Annotated in this window: 22 protein-coding genes and 1 tRNA gene; 11 read left to right on the top strand and 12 right to left on the bottom strand. The window is 29.8% G+C overall.

Annotated elements, in window-relative coordinates:
* Positions 1 to 114: 114 nt before the first annotated feature.
* The 6 genes from QU666_RS02665 to QU666_RS02640 all read right to left on the bottom strand — a co-directional run bounded on the left by QU666_RS02665 (position 115) and on the right by QU666_RS02640 (position 7,093).
* Entirely contained in the window at positions 115 to 273 is a 159-nt protein-coding gene (locus QU666_RS02665; protein WP_021770274.1) for a hypothetical protein, read from the bottom strand.
* A gap of 117 nt (positions 274 to 390) precedes the next feature.
* Positions 391 to 1,248 (bottom strand): diacylglycerol kinase, encoded by an 858-nt coding sequence (locus QU666_RS02660; protein ID WP_021770273.1) that lies wholly within the window; start codon positions 1,246 to 1,248, stop codon positions 391 to 393.
* Positions 1,249 to 1,266: 18 nt separating this feature from the next.
* Positions 1,267 to 1,740 carry an rRNA maturation RNase YbeY gene (gene ybeY / locus QU666_RS02655; protein WP_021770272.1) on the bottom strand — a complete coding sequence of 158 codons (474 nt, stop codon included), beginning with the start codon at positions 1,738 to 1,740 and terminating at the stop codon, positions 1,267 to 1,269.
* Positions 1,741 to 1,747: 7 nt separating this feature from the next.
* Entirely contained in the window at positions 1,748 to 3,796 is a 2,049-nt protein-coding gene (locus QU666_RS02650; protein WP_021770271.1) for an HD family phosphohydrolase, read from the bottom strand.
* A gap of 50 nt (positions 3,797 to 3,846) precedes the next feature.
* Entirely contained in the window at positions 3,847 to 6,315 is a 2,469-nt protein-coding gene (locus QU666_RS02645) for a helicase C-terminal domain-containing protein (protein WP_021770270.1), read from the bottom strand.
* A 154-nt stretch (positions 6,316 to 6,469) separates the two neighbouring features.
* Positions 6,470 to 7,093, bottom strand: a complete 624-nt coding sequence (locus QU666_RS02640) for an MliC family protein (protein WP_036072021.1) — start codon at positions 7,091 to 7,093, stop codon at positions 6,470 to 6,472.
* A 450-nt stretch (positions 7,094 to 7,543) separates the two neighbouring features.
* On the opposite strand from QU666_RS02640, the gene QU666_RS02635 reads away from it, so the two are divergent.
* Positions 7,544 to 8,401 carry a YitT family protein gene (locus tag QU666_RS02635; protein ID WP_021769295.1) on the top strand — a complete coding sequence of 286 codons (858 nt, stop codon included), beginning with the start codon at positions 7,544 to 7,546 and terminating at the stop codon, positions 8,399 to 8,401.
* A gap of 98 nt (positions 8,402 to 8,499) precedes the next feature.
* Here QU666_RS02635 and QU666_RS02630 read toward each other — a convergent pair whose 3' ends face one another.
* From QU666_RS02630 to QU666_RS02605, 6 genes are all read right to left on the bottom strand, one after another.
* Positions 8,500 to 8,673, bottom strand: coding sequence for a hypothetical protein (locus QU666_RS02630; RefSeq protein ID WP_021769294.1), 174 nt, complete (start codon positions 8,671 to 8,673; stop codon positions 8,500 to 8,502).
* A 695-nt stretch (positions 8,674 to 9,368) separates the two neighbouring features.
* Positions 9,369 to 9,443, bottom strand: a tRNA-Cys gene (locus QU666_RS02625).
* Between the two features lie 29 nt (positions 9,444 to 9,472).
* Complete coding sequence (gene mnmA, locus QU666_RS02620; RefSeq protein ID WP_021769292.1) at positions 9,473 to 10,570, bottom strand: tRNA 2-thiouridine(34) synthase MnmA; 1,098 nt, start codon at positions 10,568 to 10,570, stop codon at positions 9,473 to 9,475.
* A gap of 57 nt (positions 10,571 to 10,627) precedes the next feature.
* On the bottom strand, positions 10,628 to 11,506 hold the full coding sequence (locus tag QU666_RS02615; protein ID WP_021769291.1) for a glycosyltransferase family 2 protein: 879 nt from the start codon (positions 11,504 to 11,506) through the stop codon (positions 10,628 to 10,630).
* 35 nt (positions 11,507 to 11,541) lie between these two features.
* Positions 11,542 to 13,002, bottom strand: coding sequence for a lipopolysaccharide biosynthesis protein (locus tag QU666_RS02610; protein ID WP_021769290.1), 1,461 nt, complete (start codon positions 13,000 to 13,002; stop codon positions 11,542 to 11,544).
* 552 nt (positions 13,003 to 13,554) lie between these two features.
* Complete coding sequence (locus QU666_RS02605; RefSeq protein ID WP_021769289.1) at positions 13,555 to 14,535, bottom strand: SIS domain-containing protein; 981 nt, start codon at positions 14,533 to 14,535, stop codon at positions 13,555 to 13,557.
* 237 nt (positions 14,536 to 14,772) lie between these two features.
* Here QU666_RS02605 and hisS point away from each other — a divergent pair, with 237 nt between their 5' ends.
* The 10 genes from hisS to metF all read left to right on the top strand — a co-directional run bounded on the left by hisS (position 14,773) and on the right by metF (position 23,802).
* The gene (gene hisS, locus QU666_RS02600) at positions 14,773 to 16,026 is read left to right on the top strand and encodes a histidine--tRNA ligase (protein ID WP_021769288.1); all 1,254 of its coding nucleotides are present in this window, start codon (positions 14,773 to 14,775) and stop codon (positions 16,024 to 16,026) included.
* Positions 16,027 to 16,035: 9 nt separating this feature from the next.
* Positions 16,036 to 16,734, top strand: coding sequence for a DUF554 domain-containing protein (locus QU666_RS02595; protein WP_021769287.1), 699 nt, complete (start codon positions 16,036 to 16,038; stop codon positions 16,732 to 16,734).
* Between the two features lie 40 nt (positions 16,735 to 16,774).
* Positions 16,775 to 18,556 (top strand): aspartate--tRNA ligase, encoded by a 1,782-nt coding sequence (gene aspS, locus QU666_RS02590; protein WP_021769286.1) that lies wholly within the window; start codon positions 16,775 to 16,777, stop codon positions 18,554 to 18,556.
* 53 nt (positions 18,557 to 18,609) lie between these two features.
* Positions 18,610 to 18,822 (top strand): zinc-ribbon domain-containing protein, encoded by a 213-nt coding sequence (locus tag QU666_RS02585; RefSeq protein ID WP_021769285.1) that lies wholly within the window; start codon positions 18,610 to 18,612, stop codon positions 18,820 to 18,822.
* Between the two features lie 213 nt (positions 18,823 to 19,035).
* The gene (locus QU666_RS02580) at positions 19,036 to 19,440 is read left to right on the top strand and encodes a hypothetical protein (RefSeq protein ID WP_021769284.1); all 405 of its coding nucleotides are present in this window, start codon (positions 19,036 to 19,038) and stop codon (positions 19,438 to 19,440) included.
* A 353-nt stretch (positions 19,441 to 19,793) separates the two neighbouring features.
* Entirely contained in the window at positions 19,794 to 20,189 is a 396-nt protein-coding gene (locus QU666_RS02575) for a YbgA family protein (protein WP_021769283.1), read from the top strand.
* Entirely contained in the window at positions 20,173 to 20,541 is a 369-nt protein-coding gene (locus QU666_RS02570) for a TIGR02328 family protein (protein WP_021769282.1), read from the top strand. Before QU666_RS02575 ends, QU666_RS02570 begins: the two co-directional genes overlap by 17 nt.
* Before the next feature lie 231 nt (positions 20,542 to 20,772).
* The gene (locus tag QU666_RS02565) at positions 20,773 to 21,372 is read left to right on the top strand and encodes a peptidylprolyl isomerase (RefSeq protein WP_036070961.1); all 600 of its coding nucleotides are present in this window, start codon (positions 20,773 to 20,775) and stop codon (positions 21,370 to 21,372) included.
* Positions 21,373 to 21,389: 17 nt separating this feature from the next.
* Positions 21,390 to 22,592, top strand: a complete 1,203-nt coding sequence (locus tag QU666_RS02560) for an argininosuccinate synthase (protein ID WP_021769280.1) — start codon at positions 21,390 to 21,392, stop codon at positions 22,590 to 22,592.
* A gap of 334 nt (positions 22,593 to 22,926) precedes the next feature.
* Positions 22,927 to 23,802 (top strand): methylenetetrahydrofolate reductase [NAD(P)H], encoded by an 876-nt coding sequence (gene metF / locus QU666_RS02555; RefSeq protein WP_021768332.1) that lies wholly within the window; start codon positions 22,927 to 22,929, stop codon positions 23,800 to 23,802.
* Positions 23,803 to 23,917: the final 115 nt, after the last annotated feature.

Here is a 23,917-nt window from a genome sequence, read left to right as displayed (position 1 = left end):
AAAAGAAAAAAAGGGCAAGAAAGCCTTCTCCTGTATGGAAAGTCCCTGCCCTTTATATCTGTTTCATTCCTTTTTTTATTCTCATTATCCGTTTCAGTATCTACACTTCATACATTAATATACCCTATTTCCGTATTTGTCCTCGCAATAATAAATTCCATCATTCCTTTCATAACACTCCACACCTCTTTCAGCTGCTCTTCGACCTGCATTTTTCCAAATGGCTCTATCTTTTACAGTGTATACCGTAACTACCACAGCAATAATAGCCATCAATAAGATTTTCTTAAATATTGCATATCATCTTCTTTTTATCAATTAAAATATTAAGTTTTATTCTTTAAGTTAGAAAAATTTGTAATAAATTCGTTATTTAAAACAGAGCTAGTATTAATTATACAAAATCCCAAATTGCAACATTACAAACAATATGATAAATGCAACTGAAAATCCAAGCAGTCCACCCGCAAGAACTTCCCTTATGCTATGAATTCCAGATTTAACACGGCTCTGTGCTACCAATCCTGCCATAAAAAAACCTAAAATTAATATTCTTATGTCAGAGGTCATAAAAAGCAATATTCCAAAAGCTGCAAAAGCTATGGCACTATGTCCGCTCGGCATACCTCCTTCAAGAGGTGTACCTTTTTGAAAAAAGGATTTTAGGACGATTACTAAAATTCCAACCAGAAGTAATATTAAAAGTGTAATATTACCCTTTCTTCCCGCTATAATATGCAATTTATTCGTACCATCAAAAATATCTAGCAATTTATCATAAAACAGCAAATATCCAACACAAACTGCATTTATTGCCGCAACTAATACTGCTCCAGCCGCCACATCCTTAGCTAATTTTGCAAGTGGATGCCGCTCAGGAGAAATCAAATCCACAAGTGCTTCAACAGCTGTATTTATAAGTTCCGTAATTATTACAAAACACACCGACAGCGAAATCACAAGAATCTCCACTTTGCTCGCATTTATCAAAATTGCCAAAATCACGATAACAATTGCCGCAAGTATATGTACTTTCATATGCTTTTCATTCCGTAATGCTGAAATCATACCGTCAATCGCAAAATTAAAGCTATCCACAAGCCGTTTATCTCTTGCTCTTTCCTTTTTGATATCCCAATTGTATCTATCTTTTTTATGAAACAATGAAAATATTGACTTTTTCTCTTTCTTAGTTTCTTTATCTCTATTTTCTTTATTTTTTTCTTCCAATTTTCTACTCCTTTCCACTTTTAATTACAGGTAAATTTATCTGCAATAATTAAATTTACTCAAAATTTCTTCTTCCCGTCTTCTCATAACAACTTTGTCTTCCTCTTCAATGTGGTCATATCCAAGCAAATGTAACATCCCGTGACACAAAACATAATAAAATTCCCGCTCATCAGAATGTCCGTATTCACTAGACTGTTCTTTTACACGCTCGATTGAGATTACAATGTCGCCTAACATATTCATTGCTCCAAAGTTTTCAGTTTCATTATAAGCAAAAGAAATTACATCGGTTGGAGTGTCTTTTTGACGATATTCACGATTTATTTCCTGAATTTGTGCATTTGTTGTAATTAATAATGATAAATAATATTCATTTTTGTCAAATTCTTCCTTGTATTCATCTATTAAGATGTAGCTGACAAATTCCTTTATTTTTTCTTCATCAAAAAAATTGTCAATTTGTTCAATATCATAAGTTATATCAATGCTTAACATAATTTTCTCCATTTTAGCTTTAATTTTTTTTCATTTTTTCATCCATTTTTGGATATTTTATTCTTTCATGGTAAACACCTTGCAGTGTATTTATGAATGACTGCACTACAGTTTCTATTTCTCCCAAAGTTAAATCGGAGTCACTTAGCTGCTTGTCTTCAATTTTGGATTTTACTAGATACCTGATAAAGTTTTCAATTCCTTCCTTGCTTTTGTTTTCAAGCGTTCTTGTAGCCGCTTCCACCGTATCTGCCAAAAGGATTATTCCTGATTCCTTTGTCTTTGGCTTAGGCCCGCTGTATCGGAAATTGCTTTCCACAACTTCTTCTCCATTTTCTAAAGCCTTGTAGTAAAAATACTGTGTCAGCGTTGTTCCATGATGCTGTAGTATTACATCCAGTATCTCACTTGGCAATTTATTTTCTTTTCCCATAATATAACCATCTTTTGTGTGTGAAGTCAATATTAACGCACTTAGCGAGGGTTTCACCTTATTATGCGGATTTACTCCACCTCTCTGATTTTCCACAAAAAATTCTGGACGTTTCATTTTACCAATATCATGATAATATGAAGCAATCCTTGCAAATGTGGCATTTGCTCCTATACTTTCAGCAGCACCTTCCGCAAGAGCTCCAACCATTATACTGTGGTGAAAAGTTCCAGGTGCCTTCATAAGCAACTGTCTAAGTAATGTATGTGAAAAATCACTTAATTCAAGCAATTTCATCGTTGTCAGAATTTCAAAGTAATCTTCAAAATATGGCAACACCGCAAGCGACACCATTCCAGTCAAAATTCCTGAAAATACTGAAAATACTATCATTAACATTATCAAACCAAAGCTTGACTGATTAACCAATCCATAACTAAACGACATCAAAGCTTGAAATATTCCCAAAAAGAAACTAAGTTTTACAATATCACTTCTACTTACAAGACCCGCAGCTTTATAAATTGCAACTAGTGAAACTGCTATTGTTACCAGAAACCATGATTCTTCCCTTGATAAAATGATCATGTTTGAAAATGTCATTATAACTGCATATACTTTGTTTCCTAAAATAGTTGATATAATCGGAAGCATTGCAAATGGAAGTAAATAAATAAAAAATTCATTGTTCAAAAACAAAATATAAATTGTGTTTACAAATATTATTGTAAGAAGCGTCGGATAAAATGCCTTTGATTCCACAACTTTTCTTGCATTTTTTCGTAACAAATAATAAATCAATGTCATAATTAGCGTAAAAGTAGCTACAAGTCCAACAGTTTTTCTAAATTTATCCCCATTTCTTACAAGATTTAATTTTTCGAGTTTCAAAAATGTATCTGAATCAATAATTTCACCTTTTTTTAGAATGATATCTCCTTTGTAAATTTTGATTTCCTTATCTCGTAATGACATCATATTATCTGCAATTTTTTTCTTTGTAGCCGCTTCATTTATAACTAGATTTGGCTTTATAAAGTTTTGCAAGACTTTCATATCAATATTATCTGCTTTTATATCTTTTTTTCTGATGATTTTTGACAAATTCTCCATTTTATAAATTCCGTTGTCATAAATTTCAGATATAATATCTGTCAAATTTACAGAATACTCCACACTTTCTATTCTTATTGCTATTTCCTTAATATCTTCAATTGTAAATGTGTAATTATTTTCTTTTATGTATTTTTCAATTGACTCATCATCAGTCAACTTTCGTATATCACGTAAAAATTTATTAAGCGAAATTATGGTTTGTTTGTTTACATCCTTTATTTTATCAAATTCAGGCTGGGTCGTCTTCATTATCTTTTCTTCAATACTGTCATCCAAAATATCCACAAAATAAGATACATTTTTATACGCTACAATATCCGATTTTGCAACGCTTCCAACGACATAATTCACATTTAACCTTGACATTTCAATAATTAGCCCAAATATCATAAATGTGATTGTTAAAATAATAAATCTGAACATAAATTTATTTTTGTTAGTATATTTTATTTCATTATTTTTAGGATTTTTTTCTTTTACTTCAAAAACAAATTCTCGCCCTAACGCACTTACTCTCATTTTCCCTTTCCTTTCCTAAATTTTATAAAACTCCTTTTTATTAAAACTTTCTATTTCATTATTTTTAGAATATCCCTTTTACTTTCAATGACTTTATTTCTTGGTAAAGCTGTCAAAAATTTCTTTCCATACATTTTTTTTATTATCCTATTATCAAGGATTATAATGTTTCCGCTATCAGTTTTACTTCTTATAAGCCTTCCAACTCCCTGCTTGAACTTAATTACAGCTTGTGGAACTTGATAATCATTAAATGGATTTTGTCCATTTTTTCTAATATTTTCAATAATCGCCTCAGTTACAGGATCATTTGGCACTTTAAACGGCAATTTTGTGATAATTACTGATTTCAACTGTTCTCCCTGTACATCGACACCTTCCCAAAAACTGTCTGTCCCAAATAATATCGGATTTTTAGAATTTTTAAATATTTCTATCATTTCATGCCGTGGAAAATCATTTTGCTTTATAAGCGTATATTCCTTTTCTGAAAAACGTGATTTTAACTGGTTGTACAAAAAGTTCAAAGTACTGTACGAAGTAAATAATAAAAAACAATGTCCTTTTGTACTTTTTATTACCCCTTCAATAAATTCTTCTAAATCTCTTATAAATTCAATATTTGTTGGATCAAGTGCATCTTCTGGAATATAAACTTTCATTTGCTTTTCATAATCAAATGGAGATTTTACAATTCTTTCATCTATTTTTCTACGATTTTCCTTCATAAGCCCAATACTTTTTTTATAATAGTCAAACTTATTGTCAACAGCAAGTGTCGCTGAAGTAAAAACCATTCTATCCATTTTTGTAAATAAATTATCATTCAGTTCATCTGAAATATCAAAAGGAGTAGCGTATAATTTTACATTTGGACGGACAGTAGTGACATTAGCCCAGTAAACATATCCTTCCTCTTTCCCCTCTAAAATAAATTCAAATTTCTTATAATACTGCTTCAATCTTTCATAGTATCTTGAAAATTCAAATAAAAAACCCTCTTTGTCTTCTAAATTATAATTGCTCACAGTATTTAAAAACTTGTTAATTCTTATAACTAAATTTCCATAACTTTCCTTAAATTGGCTATTAATTTCCATAACTTCACGAAAAGCCTTATTACTTGGCATTTTCTGCTTATCAATCTTTATCTTGATTTCCCTGTTGTCATTATTTTCTGAAAAAAGATAAATCAATTTATCAAAAATATCTATTCCTTTATCGTAAAATACGTTCAATTCTGCGATAACATCTTCCTTCAATTCATCAACTTTTTCATATTCTTCACTTGAAAGACTTTCGTTCAAATAAGTCATTAACCTTACAATAGCCCCACCATTGCTGGAATTTACGACACGTCTATTATAAATATTCCCCATAAGCCGTCCAAATGATATTTTTGATGTTTCAAAAGTAAAATAATTTCGAGCCGTATCTTCTATATTGTGAGCCTCATCAAAAACAACAATATCATAATTTGGTAAAATTGAATAATTTGTATAAAATCCTGTCTGATTTCTAATTGCTAAATCTGCAAAGAACATATGGTGATTAACAATAAGAAGTGTGGCATCCGCAACATTTTTTCTAGCATTAAAAAAGTGGCATTTTGAATAATACGGACACTTTACTCCTTTACACATATCCACTTCACTATTCACTTTTTCCCAGATACTGTTTGAAATTTCGTATTTTAGCTCATTCCTGTCACCTGTCCTCGTAACATTTTTATCCCAGTCAATAAGATTTCTTATAATATTTTTTTCAGCTTTTTCCTCTTCCGTATCTGTTTCCTTCTCTGTAACATCTATATTGTAAAGTTTTCTCTTGCAAAGATAATTCCCACGTCCTTTTACAATCTGATAATTAAAGTCCTCGTCAATAATTTTCTTTAAAAGCGGAATATCCTTATTAATAAGCTGTTCCTGCAAATTGATGGTATTTGTGGAAACAATTACCTTTAGATTATTTTCAATAGCGTAAAGCAATGTTGGCAATAAATAGGCAATCGTCTTTCCAGTACCAGTACCAGCCTCTACTATAAGTTTCTTATTCTCATTCATGCTATTTTCAATAAACTTAGCCATTTCATACTGCTCACGCCGTACCTCAAATTTTCCAAAATTCTTATGAATAGCCCCATTTTCACCAAAATATTCATCCACATCTATCTTTATAAATTCTTTTAAAGGCACAATCACATAAATATCATCCACAGCATTATTCACAATGTATGAAGCTCCCCCAACTTCTCCATACATGCTGGAAATACTCACATCTTCATCAGAAGGAATTAGCACTCCAGACGGATGATTATGTATTATAACTTCATTTTTTCTCATCATATTTAATAATGCAGCAACAGAACTGGAATTTCCTCTCGCAATAACTTCGACTTCAGAAACTATCCCCTCTCCATTAGGAATCCCACGAAAAAATACTTCATTTCCACCAGATTCACTAATTTCCAGACGCATTTTTTCTATCGTTTTCGCATTAATAAATTCAGCAACTTTCATCTTTCCTCCTATAGTAAAGATTTTACTATATAATAGGCTTTTTTTCAACTTTTCTTTTTAAAAATATAGAAAAAAGCCATTTGATATAATTTTAAAAATTATATAAACAGCTTTTTAAATTAGTTTTTAATTGTTAATTTTAATTTTTTAGGCCTTATTCTTCAATTGAACCATGCCCAGAGTTTTGAAGGCTACAGCTTTTATCTTTTCCATTTTCTGTGTAAACAGCTTCGTTTCCTTTCATATGGATAGAGATATTTCCATTTGAATATCTTTCTCCACTACCAGATGATGCTGAATTTAAAGTGTGAATTCCACCATAACCGTCAGCTACTTTTACTTTGTCTGTTGAAACATTTTCAACTGATATGTCTTGATAACCATCACAGCTGTATTTTCTTAGTAAATTACCGCTAGAACTTTGATTGTTGCTAGTTGAATTGTCATTCATTGTCATATAGCAACTTTCATCGCTTCCATTCTTTGTGAAAACTGCATCATTTCCTTTTATGTGAATAGAAACTCCTCCACCTGTATATTCTTCTCCACTACCAGATCTTGTTAATTTCAGATTGTAAACTTTTCCATTTCCATCTGTCAATCTTACTTTGTCTGTAGAAAGATTTTGCACTGTCACATTTCTGCTGCTGCAGCTAAATTTTCTTGTTACATTTGATGCTTTGCTTGAAGATTTTGCTCTTGTTGCTGAAAAACCAATAGAACTAAGAGCCAAAACTCCAACTAAAGCTGTTAAAATCATTTTGTTTGCTGATTTCATAACATCCACTCTCTTTTCTTCAAATTTTTATTATATGCTCGAACTCCTAAAAATGAAACATATAAATTTTGTTTTAGAAATAGCCCAAAATTTATTCATTTTAAAGAAATTTGGCTATAACAATTACATTTTTGAAATTTTACAAATCTCTTCTAAAATTTCGAGATTAGTATACCACACTTTTATTTTAATTTCAATTATTTAATAAAAAATTTTTTTAATATTTTTTATCAAAATTTAATTAAAAAATTCTATAATTTTATTTTTTTTGCACACTCAAACTCTCTATTTATAGTTAATAATAACATATCAGACTCCAAAGACAAAAATATTTTCAAAATTTGTTCAATAATTAAAGGAAAAAAAAAGTAATATCATGTATAATTCTATACAAAGGATATACGTTGCCTGAAATTAACGTAAATTTTTTATAAAGGACATTTTATTTTTATGAAAACAAAAACAATTTTTACCTTGATTAAAGAGTATTTTTTAATTGGACTTGGAACTTTTATCCTGGCGTTTGGATTACATTTTTTCTTTTTCCAGAATAAAATAGCAAGTGGCGGAGTAACAGGGCTGGCATTGGTTGTCAATAGTATTTTTAACATTTCAACAGGATTCTTTGTTGCAGTTAGTAATTTCATCCTGTTTACACTTGCGTTTATTGTAATCAGTGGACAGTTTGGTATAAAAAGCATTTATGCTACGGTAATTTTATCCGTTTTTCTTTCATATTTTGAAAAATTTTACCCTAACTATGCTCTTACTCACGATTTAATTTTAGCAACAATTTTTGGAAGTGCATTATGTGCTTTAGGAATAACAATTATTTATTTTTATGAAGCTTCTACTGGCGGTACTTCAATCATTGCAAGAATTCTTACAAAATATTGCCACATCAGTTACGGAATGTCTAGCTTCATCGTAGATGCAATTGTTACTCTTTTAGCGATTTTCGCCTTTGGAATTGAACTGGGACTTGTGGGACTTTTAAGTGTCTATGTAACAGGATTTATCATTGACAAGTTTATTGAAGGATTTAATTCACGTAAACAGATTATGATTATCACTTCAAACAAGGACATCGTTTTAAACTACATTTTAAAGGACTTTGACAGAGGCTGCACTGTGCTTAAAGCCGTTGGAGGCTATTCTGGAGCTGAAAAGGATATTTTACTCACAATTATCGAAAGAAGGCAGTTCATTCAGCTAAGAAAATTCCTAAAAACTCACGATCCAACTTCCTTTGTAACAGTAACCGATACAACAAAAGTCTTTGGAGAAGGTTTCGATCAATTACATTAATTTTTACATTTCAGAAAAAAAGAGAAAGCCAATTACAATAATACTTTATTATAAAAGGCTTTCTCTAACACCTATTTATTTTTTCAAATAACTCTTTACTATTTAGTATCCTTACAATAAATACTTCCATTTGCTCTTTCATAACATGTTCTACCATGCTCAACACTTCTACGATGTGCTTCTTTCCACTCATTACTATCAAAAAGGCTACAACTAACAACAATCATTCCAAAAATTATCATTAATATTACTCTAATTATTTTTATTCGCATTTTAAATAACTCCCTTTTCAATTTTTATTCTTTATTCGTTAAAGTATACCTTTAGAATTAATAAAAATCAATTTTTTTCTTCTATACTTCTAAATGTTTTTTCTTATCTTATTTAATAACAGTTTTTTTAACGCAAGGGCATCAGACGCCATGCCCTTGCATCCCCGCTCTCGAATTTCAATTTTACAGCAAAAGACAAAACTCGCTTTTAACAAAAGTTATTTTAATCTCATAAAGTTATTATCAATTTAAATGAAATAGAAAAGCTCAAATAAATTGTCTTTTACTGAAAAATTAAAATCTCGGAAATTTATAATAAATGTTTTAGTTTCAATAAACCGATTTAGGATTTTTTCTATTAGATTAATTTTTATAATTGAATTAAAATGTCGTGATTTTTTGGAAATAAAAATTATTGTCTGAGCTTTTTCAAAATATTAAAATGGTAATTATTTGAAGAAATAAAAATAACTTTTATTAAAAAGCGAGTTTAATTTTTGTTTTCAAAAAATGCTTAGACGAGCCAGGAGTGCAGAGGAAATGGCGATTGATTTCCTCTGCTTTAGAAAAAAGAAAAAACATTTATTAACCAGTAAAATGTTCAAAATTTATGATATAATTTCTAAAATTTTAAAAATAAAAAAATAACCACATTGAAGTAGTTATCAAATTAATTATTATCAGTAATTAGTTAATGGAGGCGACAACCGGATTCGAACCGGTGTACAAGGTTTTGCAGACCTCTGCCTAAGCCCCTCGACCATGTCGCCATTTGACTTTGATAAGTTTATCATATTTTTTAAACTTTGTCAAATACTTTTATTTCCCCGCCACCAACAATTTCATTATCTAAATAAAATACAATGTGCTGTCCTTCTGAATTTTCGTGAGTGCTTTCATCAAATTCAAAAACTATCCTATTTTCATTGCTTTCTTCACTTTTCAAAAGTTTCAATTCTCCAGCCAGCCCTTTTGAAGAAAATCTCGGACGTGCAGTTAATTTTTTTCCAATCATTTCTTCTAAATCATAATGAAATTTACAATTTATCACTTCTATTTCCTTTATTAGCAATTCCTCAAAATCTCCCACAACAACCTCATTTGTTTCAGGGCGAAGTTCAAGTACAAAAAATGGCTTTCCTAAATTAAGCCCCAGTCCACGCCGCTGCCCAACTGTATAAAACTGATAACCTATATGCTCTCCAATAATTTTACCATTTTTATCCACAAAATTCCCCTTTTTTACATCATTTCCAAGTACTTTTTTCAAAAATGGAATATATCCGTTGGGAGCAAAGCAAATTCCTTGGCTGTCAGGCTTGTTATGGGTATGAATACCATTTTGTCTTGCAATTTCACGAACTTCTGATTTTTCGTATTCTGCAAGGGGAAACAAAAATCTTTCCACGACATCCTTATCCAGCCGATAAAGCATATAAGTCTGATCTTTTCTGTTATTTTTGTCCCATAAAAGCATATTATTCTCGCTAACTTTTGAATAATGCCCTGTCGAAATGTATTTTATTCCCATTTTATCAGCAAATTCTACAAGTTTTTTTATTTTTACCTTTTCATCGCAAATTACACAAGGTGAAGGGGTTTTTCCAGCATTATACATTTTTATAAAATATTCCATTACATCCTTTTTAAATTCTTCCACAACATTTAGTACATAATGAGGAATTCCCAATGTGTAGCAAGTGTATCTGGCATCATTTATATCATCAAGGGAACAGCACGTTTTTCCAGGATTTTCCGAAAGTTCATCAGGCAAATGCTTTAACGTAACCCCTATAACTTCATAGCCTTGCTGTTTCAACAAAAGAGCAGCGACAGAACTGTCTATGCCGCCACTCATTCCAACTACTACTTTTTTATCATCTAATTTTTTGTTCATTTCGTATTTCTTTCTATTTTCTAAATTTTTAATTTATATGTTTCCAAACTCAAAATCTTATTTTTTATTTTTCTCTTTTTGCCACATATATTCTCCAATTCCTAAAGCAAAAATTAAAAACAATTTATTTTTATTTTCTTTAAATATTTTTCCAAATTTATATCCTGCTGCCCTGCAAAATTTATAATAAACAGCATTATTTAGAATTTTCTGCTTAAAAGATAAATTCTGGGAATTGATTTCGTTATGATAAAGTGCCTGTCCTTTCGGATTTCGCAGCAGTAAATTGTTATATTTGGCTGTCAATCCATCTTCCTGATATTCCTTTATCTCGATTTTCTCATTTACATAAACCATCTTATATTTTTCACAAATTCTGTTATAGACAACAGCTTCTGTAATAAATTTTTCATCGTCAAAAACTGGAAATTTATATTTTTTTATAATTTCAGTCCGAAACATAAGCCCTTTATCGCCCTTAACTCCGTATTTATTGTAAATATCAAACTGTGTTGAAATCATCTCTTTTTCTGGGAAACTAGAGCCTATAACTTCTCCATTTGGATAAGTTGACAAATATCCCATTCCTGCAATATCGCTATTTTTTTCATATTTTTTCCAATATTTCAAAATAGTTTCAAGTCCATTTTCCACATATTCATCATCAGAATCAAGGCATATAAAAAGTTCTCCATTTGCTTTATCAGTTGCGAAATTATACGCTCGCTGTTTACCTCCGTTTTCCTTAAAATAATACTTTATATCCAGCTTTTTTTCACTCAAAAATTCTTCTGCTTTCTCTTTAGTTCCATCAGCAGAGCCATCATCTACAATAAGCCACTCAAAATCCTTGTACGTTTGCTTTTGAAGTGATTTATACAATTTTTCAAGCAGTTCCTTTCGATTAAAAGTTGGTGTAAAAATCGTAAATTTCATTTTTTATTTCCCCTTATTTTCCAAAGCTTTAAAATTTAACGTTTTATAATTTTTCTTTTTATTCCATTTACAAGATTTGCAATTTTAGCGTAAACTTCCCTATTTACGAGCAATTTTGTCACTATCGCCAAATAAACTATTTTCAAGCCAAATTTCATCCACGAAAGCTGATCATTTGACAAGTAGAATATTACAGGATTTACAATAATTATGAAATATAAAAATAATTTTTTATAATTAAACGAAATCTTGTATTTTTTCCTTATAATTATCATTTCCATTATCGCTCTAAATAAAAAGGCAAGTAACGTTGTCCATGCGGCAATAATAGGTCCAATTTCTGGAAATTTCGGTATAAAAATTATATTTCCAACCAAATTAAATATCATTGCAAACATTGTAAAATAAAAAATGTATATACTATCTTCGTGAAAATGGAAAAAATAATCAAGGCAAAATAGTGCCTGAACGACAATTCCAGCTAGAATTAAAGGCATATAATTTATCGCCTGATAATAACTTTTTGGAAATATCAATTTTATTCCTTCTGGAGCAAACAACTGTGCAATTACACAGGCAAAGGAAATAATTGCAATAAAGTTTTCCACACTCCGTGTTATTCTCGGATTTGTCCTATCCTCCTTCATCGCCTCATAAAACTCTGGCGTCCAGCTGTTCACAAAAGAACCTGTAACAACTGACAAAACCCTTCCTCCAGTAAATGCAAGCGTATATCCCCCAACTACCGCAAGAGAAACAAATTTTGCCAAAACAAGCCTATCGCTCAAATTCACAACCTGATCCGTAAGTTCAATAAAGATTAGTGGTAATCCATTTCTTAGCGAATATTTCACATAATCAAAATTCAGCTTAAATCTAAATTTTCCAAAATAATCCTTAAAATAGAACAGAAATACTATAATCAGCGCAATTAAATTTGCAAACTGGTTTCCAAAAACTCCCCATTTTAAGTATTTTATAAAGTAAATTGCCAGAATATAAGTTGTAAAAAGGCTTACAACACTCCCTATCGCAACCTTCATATACTTTCTCTTCATTCTGAACAAAGTTGTCGAAAGATTGTTAAAAGCGTTCGTTGTGGCAATCAATACACTGACAATTATCAAGGGATAATAACTTACCTTGCTTAAATCAACTATGTATGAAAAAAGTTTTTTAGCTATTGGCGTAAATAAAAAAATATAAGTAAGTATATTAAAAACTACTATAATCAAAGTTGAAGAAAACATATAGCTTCCAAATTCATCTTCACTTTCCTTCAAATCTACATATTTCTTCATCTGAGCATTATAAAGCCCCAGCCCTAGAATTACAGTAAATAATGAAGTAATCGGAGCCAATGTTCCCACAATCCCAAATTCTTCCTGTGTCAATAACCTCGTTATTATCGGCAAAAATATAAACGACCCCATCTTTGTAACCAAATTCATAAGAGAATAAACCATCGTTCCCTTCAATAAATTCTTATTATCCATCTCTCTCCATTTCCAAAACTTTTCATAAACCTTACTTAATTTAAACTAATTTTTAAACATATAGTTTTTAACAACATTTTATCCCTATAAGTATTCAGACAAATAATTTTTTTTATCTTGATTTTTATATTTTGTTATTTTTAGATAATTTGAATTAATATTTTTTCTTCTTAAATCATTATTTTCTCTTTAACAAAATTTCACTTGTTTTTTGTTTTACTTAAAATTAACTATTATAATTAAACTAAAGACTGTCGTGATTTTTTTGGAATAAAATTGATTGTTTGAGCTTTTTTGAAACTTTTAAGTTACAATCAATTTATAGAGTTGATAATAACTGTTATTAAAAAGCGAGTTTCAATTTTATTTCAAAAAAATGCTTAGACAAGCTGGGATTATAAAGGGGATAGCGACTGATCCCCTTTACGTTTAAAAAAAGAAAAAAATATAGAAAAAACAGCAATTAATCAAAAAAATTTAGAATTTTTAAAAATTATTTATCTGTATATTTAAGAAACAATTTTGTTATTAATAAAAAAATTAAATATGTTGCTATCTTAATCCTATTAAATCGTGTACCCGTATCAAGCCTACAACATTTCCATTTTCTACGACTGGTAATACATTAATCTGGCTTTTTCTATTTTCCATCAGATGAAGCGCATCAAGAGCCATCGCATCCTTTTCAATCGTTACGGGTATAGAAATCATAATATCAGAAGCCACATAATCAAAAAATTTCTCCTTATGCTCCAATGCACGCCGAATATCTCCTTCTGTTATAATTCCAAGCAGTTTTCCATTTTCAAGTCCTGTGTCCGAAATACACACAGCTCCTAATTTTTTCTTTGTAAGAACCATTAATACATTCTCAATTTTCTCATCTTCTTTTACAACTGGCAATTCATCTCCAATGTGCATTAAATCTGAAACATGTAATAATAGCCTTTTTCCAAGGCTTCCTCCCGGGTGATATTTGGCAAAATCATTTTCTGTGAAATCTTTTAATTTCATAAGGCACACAGCTAGAGCGTCCCCAGTTACAAGTGTCGCTGTAGTCGAACTCATCGGAGCTTGCCCTAGCGGACACGCTTCCTTTTCTACTCCCACATTTATCGTAAGTTCGGCATATTTTGCCAAAGTAGAATTAGGATTTCCAGTAAATGCAACAATTTTTCCACCAATTTTTTTTATTGGTGCTAAAATGCTTAATACTTCGTCAGAATTTCCGCTGTTTGAAATGGCTATTACCACATCTCCATCACTAATCATTCCCAAATCACCATGAAGTGCTTCTGCTGCATTTATAAATACCGATGTTGTACCAGTTGAGGCAAGTGTAGCTGTAATTTTTTTACCAATTATTCCTGACTTTCCAATCCCTGTTACAACAACTTTATTGTTGTTTTTCAATTCTAAAATCATTCGGACTAATTTTTGAAAATCATCTCCTAATTTACTTTTTAATTTTTCCAGTTCTGCAATTTCAATATCAAATACATTTTTAGTTTCCTTTAAAATATCTATTTCCATTTTTAGTTCTGCTCCCTTTTTTCAATCAATTTTATTTATTATTCCGCCTTATTCTTCTCAATCAAAAGTATAACATAATTTATTTATTTTATCAAAAAGAATATTCATAAAATATTATTTGAATGCTTAAAGATAAATTCAAAATAAATGTTGATAATAACTTACATTTTTTGATATAATATGAGAAGATAAATTTTTAATTGCTAAAATTGTATGTGATGAAAGGACAAATTAAGAATGATTAGTGTTTTAAAGGGAATGAAAGATAGATATTCTGACGATGTAAAAAAATATGACTTAATTGTTGATACAGCAAAAAATGTATTTGAAAAATATGGATTTGAGCGAATTATAACGCCTATTTTGGAAGAAACTGAGCTTTTTAGACGTGGTGTTGGGGATGAAACAGATGTTGTTTCAAAGGAAATGTACGAATTTGTAGATAAAGGTAATAGAAATGTTACGATGCGTCCAGAAGGTACTGCTGGAGTCGTGCGTGCCTATTTGGAAGCTGGTTTCCACAAATCCTCTCCAATTGTAAAATGGTTTTATCATGGTCCAATGTACCGTTACGAAGCCCCACAAAAAGGAAGATTCAGAGAATTTCACCAAATGGGTATTGAAATGTTTGGAGTCCGTTCTGCTTACCTTGATGCAGAAATCATCCGAATGGGATGTGAATTTCTTGAAAAACTTGGAATTACTGGACTGACTGTCGAAATAAACAGTCTTGGAAACATTGATTCAAGAAAAAAATACATCGATGATTTAAAATCATTTATGGAAAAAAGACTGGATAAACTTAGTGACGATTCAAAACGAAGGTATAAAACTAACCCTTTAAGAGCATTGGATTCAAAGGATAAAGGTGATCAGGAACAATTTATCAACGCCCCAAAATTATACGACTATCTTGACGAAGAAAGCAAAAATTATTTTGAAGATACAAAGAAATATCTTGAATTAATGAATATTAATTATGTGGTAAATGACAAGCTGGTACGTGGACTTGACTATTACTCAGATACAGTCTTTGAAATAAAATCTGACAAATTAGGCTCGCAGGCAACTGTGCTGGCTGGAGGGCGTTACGACAGACTTCTTGAAATACTTGGAAATGCAAAAGTGCCAGGAATAGGCTTTGCCGCTGGAATGGAAAGAATTGCAATGCTTATGGATGAAAATTTGATTGCAAAAAAAGAAAACAAAATTTACGTTATTTATTTTGATGAAACAAAAGAATATTTTGTAAAAGTAATAGAAGAACTACGAAAAAATGAAATAAAAGTCAACTTTGACTACAATCCAAAAAGTTTTGGAGCCCAAATGAAAAAAGCAAACCGTGAAAATGCAGACTATGTATTGATTTTAGGTGAAGATGAACAAAAAGAAAATGTAGTTACAATAAAGAAATTTAGTACTGGAGAACAGGAAAAATACAGTTTTGAGCAAGTTTTGAAACATTTTGAAAGAAAAAGTCTTGAAAAATAGGGGGGGGCTATGGGAAATTTTATAAATTTTTTAGCTATTATTTTGGGTAGTTTGATAGGATTTTTCGTAGGCCATAAATTTAAAAATGAAATGAAAGATCTTATAATGGAGTGTGCCGGACTATTTATAATAGTTGCTGGTTTGAAAAGCACGATAAATTCAAATCGAGATATTATTGTTTTAATTTATCTGATTATCGGTTCTATAATTGGACAAATCATAGATATTGATTTAAAATTAAAAAATTTGGGATTATTTTTGGAAAAAAAACTTAATTTTGCTATCAAAAATCCAGAAACTAATGATTCTGAAAAAAGTTTTGCAAAAGGCTTTTCAACTGCTACAATTTTATTTTGTACAGGAGCAATGGCAATTGTAGGAGCAATAAACAGTGGACTTACAGGTGACGATACAACGTTAAAGATAAAAGCAATTTTAGATGGAGTAATTTCCATCGTTATAACATCTCTATATGGAATAGGCGTTATGTTTTCAGCTGTTTCAGTTTTTATTTACCAAGGATTTTTCTATCTTTTTGCTAATTATCTAAAACCATATTTAACTGAAAAAACAATTTCAGATATAAATTTTCTTGGTGGAATAATGGTTATGGCAATCGGAGTAAATTTATTATTAAAAAAAGAAATAAAAATTGCAAATATGTTACCGGCATTATTTATACCAATTATTTTAGAGATTTTTATATAAATAAATTAAAAGAAATTTGAATATAAAGAAAGGAAATAAAATGTACAGAAATTATAAATTAAATGAATTAAGAATGGAAAACATCGGAGAAGAAGTTATTTTATCTGGATGGGTTTCAAAAGTTAGGGATTTGGGGCATTTCACATTCATTGACTTGCGAGATAGATATGGAATTACTCAAATTTTAGTAAATGAAGAAGTTTCAGGAAAAGAGCTTTTTGAGGAAGCTAGAAAATTAAAAAATGAGTGGGTTATAAAAGTCACTGGAAAAGTTGCTGAAAGAAGCAGCAAAAATAAAAATATTCCTACTGGAGATATTGAAGTTGAAGCAAAAAATATTGAGATTTTGAGCCGTTCTAAGCAATTACCATTTGAAATTGATGAAACAGGAAATCTTAATGAAAATATGCGTCTAACTTACAGATACCTCGATATAAGACGTCCAAAAATGTTAAATAACATTATAAAAAGAAACGATATGCTGTTTTCAATTAGAAAATTTATGAATGAAAATGGATTTTTGGACATTGACACCCCTATTCTAGCGAAAGCCACTCCCGAAGGAGCAAGAGATTTTGTAGTTCCAAGCCGAATAAACAAAGGTGACTTTTACGCCCTGCCACAATCTCCACAGCTATTTAAGCAAATACTTATGGTATCAGGTGTTGATAAATATTATCAGCTTGCAAAATGTTTCAGAGATGAAGATTTAAGAGCCGACAGACAACCTGAATTTACACAATTAGACTTGGAAATGTCATTTATTGAGCAAGAAGATATTTTAAATGTGACAGAAGCACTTGCAAAACGAGTATTTAAAGATGTTACAGGCATTGAAATTACTGAAAATTTTGAAAGAATGAGTTATGATGATGCAATGAATTTTTATGGTTCAGATAAGCCTGATTTAAGATTTGACATGAAATTGATTGATTTATCCAAAGAAACACAAAATTGTGGATTTGGAGTATTTGAAAATGCAGTAAAAGATGGTGGAAATGTAAAAGCGATTGTTGCTCCAAATGCTGAAAAATTTTCAAGAAAATACATCAAAGATTTAGAAGACTTTGTAAAAATATATTTTAAAGCAAAAGGACTGGCTTATATCAAAATTAATGAAGATGGCGAAATTAATTCTCCAATTGCCAAATTTTTTACTGAAGAAAAATTAACTGAAATTACTCAAAAATTAGGAATTAAAAATAACGAAATTGCTTTAATATTAGCTGATAAATATAAAATTGTTCATGATGGGCTGGGAGCATTAAGGCTAAAACTTGGAGAAGAACTGGAATTAATTAACAAAGATTCTTTCAAATTCCTATGGGTAATTGACTTCCCAATGTTCGAATGGAGCGAAGAGGAAAATAGATACAAGGCTCAACATCATCCATTTACTTCAATAAAACAAGAAGACAGAAAATATCTTGATTCAAATGAACTTGATAAAATAAAGACAGATTCCTACGATATGGTTCTAAACGGTTATGAAATCGGTGGTGGAAGTATTAGAATTCACGAAGAGGAATTACAGGAAAAAGTATTTGAAAAATTAGGGCTTAGCAAAGAAGAACAGCAAGAAAAATTTGGCTTCTTTCTGGAAGTATTAAAATACGGTGTACCGCCACACGGAGGACTTGCCTTCGGAATCGACAGATGGCTTATGGCAATGCTAAAAGAAAATTCAATAAAAGAAGTAATCCCATTCCCTAAAACAAATAAAGGACAGGATTTAATGACTGGAGCTCCTGCTGAAATTGAAGAAAATGTACTTGCAGAAGATTTAAGATTGAAATTATTAGAAAATGAAAAAGAAGATTAAATCGTACTACAAATAAACATAGATACTTAAACTCGAAAGGAGAATCCTACAAAATGATTATAATATTTGGAACAAAAAATAAAATAAAAAATCTAGGTGTAGTGGGAACATACGAATGTTCTCGATGTCACAATTTATCAGATTTACAGTTTATAAGCATACAGCAATGGTTTACGCTTTTTTGGATACCTGTTTTTCCAATAAGCAAAAAGCAGGAACTTATGCAATGTCCAATTTGTCACCAAGCCTATGAAGTTCCTAAATAACATTATTTAATAAATATATTTATTCAAAAACTGTTTCAGTACTGTAAATGAAGCAGTTTTTTGTTTACCCAAATATACATTTATTGATTAATTTTAGATGTATTTTTAATAAAAATTTTTATTTTTTACCTAAAAAATAGAAAAATCAAAGAAAATATGATATAATATTATAGAGAAATTATAATAATAATAAAATCAAGGAGGAAATTTATTATGAAAAAAAGTATGTTTGTATTGTTTATTATGTCTATGGCGGCTTTTGCAGGAGGTACAGAAATAAAAAAAGTACATACTAAAACTGCAAAATTAGAAAAAGATTCATATTGTAATATTCCGAAAGTGTATAGTGATTTTAAAAAAATTAATGAAAAAGATTACCGAGTTGATGTAGATTTTGAAAAATGTGTATTTGATGGAGAAACTTATGAAAATGTAAAAGTTGGAGTCTTAATTCAAAATGTTGAAAAAACTGAAAAATATTTGAAAAAATACAAATATATGCATTTAAAAGCAGGTAAAAATCTAGTTTATAATTCAAATGATAACAGCTACTATTACAATGGTTCTTGGGCATTTAATAATGATAAAGCTTATCCAACAGTATTTGATGGTAAATAATTTATAAATAAATTTAGGACGGCAGTTTTATTAAATTGCCGTTTTTATAATTTCTGAGGTTAGATTTTATAGCAAAACTTCTTTAAAATCAAACTCAAAAGCTATGACTATTTTACTCAAACCCTAAATTTACCATAATTTTTAGTAGTTCAATTTTAAATGGGTTGGAATATACTTAATAAATTATTTTCACGACAAACGCATGAAGATTAGATTAAATTTTTAATACTCACAAACATAAAAAAAACAGCTATTAAAAAAATTAACTAACGAAAAATTGAAAGAAGAACATAGATGAAGTTAATGCTCATATATGATTTGAATATCTTGAAAGAAGGGCTGATGTGAACCACATGAATAAAAAAAAAGAATGCGAAGAGCTATGGGCAAAAAATAAATATTATGTGTTAAGCAAATCGCATAAAGTGTACTTGGAAATAAGAAATTATTTGAAAGAAAAAGAAATTGATATTGTATTTATTAATGAAAGAATACAAAAAGTAAGGGATATGAAAGAAAGTAAAAAAGATTTTAGTAATGCAATTCTTCATTTATGGGGATATTTCAAAAAAAAGGCAACGAAGATCGAAAAACAAGGGTTATTTAACATACTGGAAGAATATATGGGAGGGAGGAATAATCAGAAATCGGTAATTGAATATATCAATACTTTACTAAAGAAATATCCAAATAAATATTTACAAGAATCTACTTTATTAACAGGAGAAAACGATGAGACTATGGCATGAACAAATTATTCATCTATTGCCTAAAAATCAACTTCTTGGTCAACATAGAGAATGTTGTGCGCTTAGGGGAAATGGATGGAAAAAGAAACATAAAACAGTAGACTATGTATTTTTATATTCTCCATATTATTTATTTGTTTATCATTCATTGGTTATGGATGAAATGGAAAAAAGAGGGTATAAAGTTTCTAAAGAATGGAGAGATAAGAATTATAGAGGAAAGAAAGCAGAAAATTATAATAATCTTGAAGAAAAAATTATAGATAGCCCAATTTATAAAGAACATGATAATGAATATTTAGTTGAGTGTATCGAAAATTTGCAAAAAAAAGGGATTGAATTAGAACTATAAAAGTTTTGATTGTTTTAATTACCACAACTCATTGTCCTGCAGGGGAGACACAAGCTAGTGATTCATGTAATAATTTTTAAATAATAAAAATAGCTGTGAAAAGAGAATTATTTTAAAATCTTATTCAAAAATCCTCTACAATATGATAAAATGTATTTAGATTTTTAAAGCTAGATTTAAAGCTAATCTTTCTTTAAAACATAAAATATATATTGAAATGAAAGGAGATGTATGATTAAAAGAGTATCATTACTGGTGTTATCAATTTTAATGATGATGACTGTTGCTGTGCAATCATACAGTAAAGAGTATAAAATGAAAGTGAAGATTATTACTGCAAAAGGTGATGTTAATATTAATTTATTACCTGACAAATCGCCTGTAACTGTTGCTAATTTTGTAAACTTAGCAAAAAAAGGATATTATGATGGATTAAAATTCCATAGGGTTATTGACAACTTTATGGCACAAGGAGGAGATCCGACTGGAACAGGAATGGGAGGACCAGGATACCGATTTGAAGACGAAGTTAATAATGGACTGAATTTTTCTAAAGCTGGTAAACTAGCTATGGCAAATGCTGGACCAGGAACAAATGGAAGTCAGTTTTTCATTACAACTGTACCAACAGAATGGTTAAATGGTAATCATACAATTTTTGGAGAAGTTGTGTCGGATGCTGATTTAGCTGTTGTAAAAAAATTATCTAATGGAGATGTAATGACAAAAGTTGTAGTTGAAGGAGATGTTGATGCTTTCCTAAAAACTCAAAAAAATAGAGTTGACAGCTGGAATAAAACATTAAAACAAAATTTTCCAAATAAATTTTAATTGAAGGGAACAAAAAAATGGCAAAAGAAAAAGTAGTTTTAGCCTATTCAGGTGGACTTGATACCTCGATTATCATACCTTGGCTAAAAGAAAATTATGATTTAGAAGTGATTGCGTGCTGTGTTGACGTTGGACAAGATGAAGATATGGAAGCTGTAAAAGTTAAAGCTATCGAATCTGGAGCTTCTAAGGTTTATGTAGAAGATAAAAAAGATGAATTTGTAAAAGATTATGCTTTCCGTGCTTTAAGAGCAGGGGCAGTTTATGAAAATAAATATTTATTGGGAACTTCGTTTGCAAGACCATTAATTTCTAAAGCATTGGTGGATGTTGCCCACAAAGAAGGAGCGACGTATATTTGTCATGGATGTACTGGAAAAGGAAATGATCAGGTTAGATTTGAAACTGGCGTATTTTCATTAGATCCAACATTAAAAATTATTGCACCTTGGAGACTTTGGGACATTTCTTCAAGAGAAGATGCAATTGACTACGCACAAAAAAATGATATAAAAATAACTGTAACAAAAGAAAAAATTTACTCAAGAGATCAAAATCTTTGGCATATTTCACACGAAGGCGGAGATATTGAAGGGCTTGAAAATGAGCATAAGGAAGATATTGTCTATATGATGACAACTCCGCCTGAAAAAGCACCAGACAAGCCAACATACGTAGATATTACATTTGAACAAGGTTGGCCAGTAAAAGTAGATGGTGAAGCATTGGAGCCAGTGGAATTATTAAGAAAATTAAATAAAATTGCTGGAGAAAATGGTGTTGGTGTTATTGACATTGTTGAAAATAGATTAGTTGGAATGAAATCAAGAGGAATTTATGAAACACCAGGCGGAACATTGCTGATGGAAGCACTAAAAGAGCTTGAAACTTTAATTTTTGATAAAGATACTTTTGAATTTAAAAAACTTGTTTCTCAAAAATATGCAAGCATAGCTTATTCAGGACAATGGTTTACACCCTTTCGTGAAGGACTTGACGCATTTGTAGATGAAACTTCAAAAAATGTAAATGGTACAATAAAACTGAAACTATACAAAGGAAGTATAAAAATCGCTGGAAGATTTACTGATTTTGCATTGTATGATGAAGAAATTTCTTCATTTGGTGCAAGTGAACTTTATAGTCACAAAGATGCAGAAGGATTTATAAAATTATTCTCACTTCCAAACAGAATCAGAGCTTATAAAAAACATAAATAAAATTAATTGAAGGATTCCTGAAATAACAATTTTGGGAATTCTTTTTTATTTGTTCTTTATTTATTTTTACAGAATCGCTCATTTTGACAAATTCTTATCGTACAGTAAAAGTTTATTACTTTATTTTATTAAAGAAAAATATTTATCATAGATTTCGAATTTTTAAATAGATTGATTATAACTAAAATTTATTACAAATAAGAATTAAAATATATAGTTAAAAAATTTACAAAACCAATTTTTTGTAGTACAATATAGAAGAATTGGTTAAAAATAGATAAAATTTGAAAAATAGTAATAAATAGATAAAATATTTTTAATATAGGAGGTTTTAATGAAAATAAAAGATATGTTTGAACAGAAGGAGCATCTTATTTCCTTTGAGATTTTTCCACCAAACAAAAATTTTTCGCAAGAGAAATTAAAAGAGGTGACGGCTGAACTGGTTGAATGCAAGCCTGATTTTATTAGCGTTACATACGGTGCAGGCGGGCAGACTAAAGGTGGGACTATTGAAATGGCTTCTCACATTAAAAATAATTTGAAAACAGAAGTTTTGGCTCATTTAACTTGTGTTGGAAGTAAGAAAAGTGAAATTCATGATTATTTGCAGGAAGCAAAAAGTAAAAATGTAAAAAATATTTTGGCACTTCGTGGAGATGTTCCGCAAGGAGAAACAGAAGATATTTATAACAAGGGAGATTATAAGTACGCTTCTGAACTGATTAGTGACTTGAGAAAAAACAGTGACTTTGATGATTTTTCAATTGGTGGTGCGTTTTATCCAGAAACTCACTATGAAAATAATGATTTGGTTGACCTGTTTCATTTGAAGAATAAAGTTGAAGCTGGGACAGATTTTTTAACTTCTCAAATGTTCTTTGATAATGATATTTTTATAAAATTTAAGGAAAAAGCAGAAAAACTAGATATAAAAGTACCTTTAGTTGCTGGAATTATGCCAGTTACAAATGCAAAACAAATAAAAAGAATTATAGAACTTTCAAAATGCTCTGTTCCTCACACATTAGATAAATTATTGGAAAAATACGGAGATAATCCAGAATCTATGAAAAAGGCTGGAATAATGTACGCAAGTGAACAAATTATAGAATTATTAGCTTATGGAATCAAGGGAATTCATATTTATACAATGAATAAACCTGAAATAGCAAAGGAAATTATGAAAAATATTGAATTTGCAAGATAAATTTTAAATATTTATTTAACAAATTAATTTTTGAAATGTTTTGATTGTATAGATGTTTTTATCATATTATTTTTTATAAAAACAAGGGTTATTGATAATTTGAAACTGAAATAAT

The sequence above is a fragment of the Leptotrichia sp. HMT-225 genome, assembly GCF_030644325.1.
GTDB classification, from domain to species: Bacteria; Fusobacteriota; Fusobacteriia; order Fusobacteriales; family Leptotrichiaceae; genus Leptotrichia; species Leptotrichia massiliensis.
This window is presented reverse-complemented; position numbering and strand designations above follow the sequence as displayed.

What these genes read in the sequence shown, in the direction of transcription:
- QU666_RS02665 (WP_021770274.1), bottom strand. Translation starts at nt 273, where the DNA reads ATGGCTATTATTGCTGTGGTAGTTACGGTATACACTGTAAAAGATAGA.
- ybeY (WP_021770272.1), bottom strand. Translation starts at nt 1,740, where the DNA reads ATGGAGAAAATTATGTTAAGCATTGATATAACTTATGATATTGAACAA.
- QU666_RS02650 (WP_021770271.1), bottom strand. Translation starts at nt 3,796, where the DNA reads ATGAGAGTAAGTGCGTTAGGGCGAGAATTTGTTTTTGAAGTAAAAGAA.
- QU666_RS02645 (WP_021770270.1), bottom strand. Translation starts at nt 6,315, where the DNA reads ATGAAAGTTGCTGAATTTATTAATGCGAAAACGATAGAAAAAATGCGT.
- QU666_RS02640 (WP_036072021.1), bottom strand. Translation starts at nt 7,093, where the DNA reads ATGAAATCAGCAAACAAAATGATTTTAACAGCTTTAGTTGGAGTTTTG.
- QU666_RS02635 (WP_021769295.1), top strand. Translation starts at nt 7,544, where the DNA reads ATGAAAACAAAAACAATTTTTACCTTGATTAAAGAGTATTTTTTAATT.
- QU666_RS02630 (WP_021769294.1), bottom strand. Translation starts at nt 8,673, where the DNA reads ATGCGAATAAAAATAATTAGAGTAATATTAATGATAATTTTTGGAATG.
- mnmA (WP_021769292.1), bottom strand. Translation starts at nt 10,570, where the DNA reads ATGAACAAAAAATTAGATGATAAAAAAGTAGTAGTTGGAATGAGTGGC.
- QU666_RS02615 (WP_021769291.1), bottom strand. Translation starts at nt 11,506, where the DNA reads ATGAAATTTACGATTTTTACACCAACTTTTAATCGAAAGGAACTGCTT.
- QU666_RS02610 (WP_021769290.1), bottom strand. Translation starts at nt 13,002, where the DNA reads ATGGATAATAAGAATTTATTGAAGGGAACGATGGTTTATTCTCTTATG.
- QU666_RS02605 (WP_021769289.1), bottom strand. Translation starts at nt 14,535, where the DNA reads ATGGAAATAGATATTTTAAAGGAAACTAAAAATGTATTTGATATTGAA.
- hisS (WP_021769288.1), top strand. Translation starts at nt 14,773, where the DNA reads ATGATTAGTGTTTTAAAGGGAATGAAAGATAGATATTCTGACGATGTA.
- QU666_RS02595 (WP_021769287.1), top strand. Translation starts at nt 16,036, where the DNA reads ATGGGAAATTTTATAAATTTTTTAGCTATTATTTTGGGTAGTTTGATA.
- aspS (WP_021769286.1), top strand. Translation starts at nt 16,775, where the DNA reads ATGTACAGAAATTATAAATTAAATGAATTAAGAATGGAAAACATCGGA.
- QU666_RS02585 (WP_021769285.1), top strand. Translation starts at nt 18,610, where the DNA reads ATGATTATAATATTTGGAACAAAAAATAAAATAAAAAATCTAGGTGTA.
- QU666_RS02580 (WP_021769284.1), top strand. Translation starts at nt 19,036, where the DNA reads ATGAAAAAAAGTATGTTTGTATTGTTTATTATGTCTATGGCGGCTTTT.
- QU666_RS02575 (WP_021769283.1), top strand. Translation starts at nt 19,794, where the DNA reads ATGAATAAAAAAAAAGAATGCGAAGAGCTATGGGCAAAAAATAAATAT.
- QU666_RS02570 (WP_021769282.1), top strand. Translation starts at nt 20,173, where the DNA reads ATGAGACTATGGCATGAACAAATTATTCATCTATTGCCTAAAAATCAA.
- QU666_RS02565 (WP_036070961.1), top strand. Translation starts at nt 20,773, where the DNA reads ATGATTAAAAGAGTATCATTACTGGTGTTATCAATTTTAATGATGATG.
- QU666_RS02560 (WP_021769280.1), top strand. Translation starts at nt 21,390, where the DNA reads ATGGCAAAAGAAAAAGTAGTTTTAGCCTATTCAGGTGGACTTGATACC.
- metF (WP_021768332.1), top strand. Translation starts at nt 22,927, where the DNA reads ATGAAAATAAAAGATATGTTTGAACAGAAGGAGCATCTTATTTCCTTT.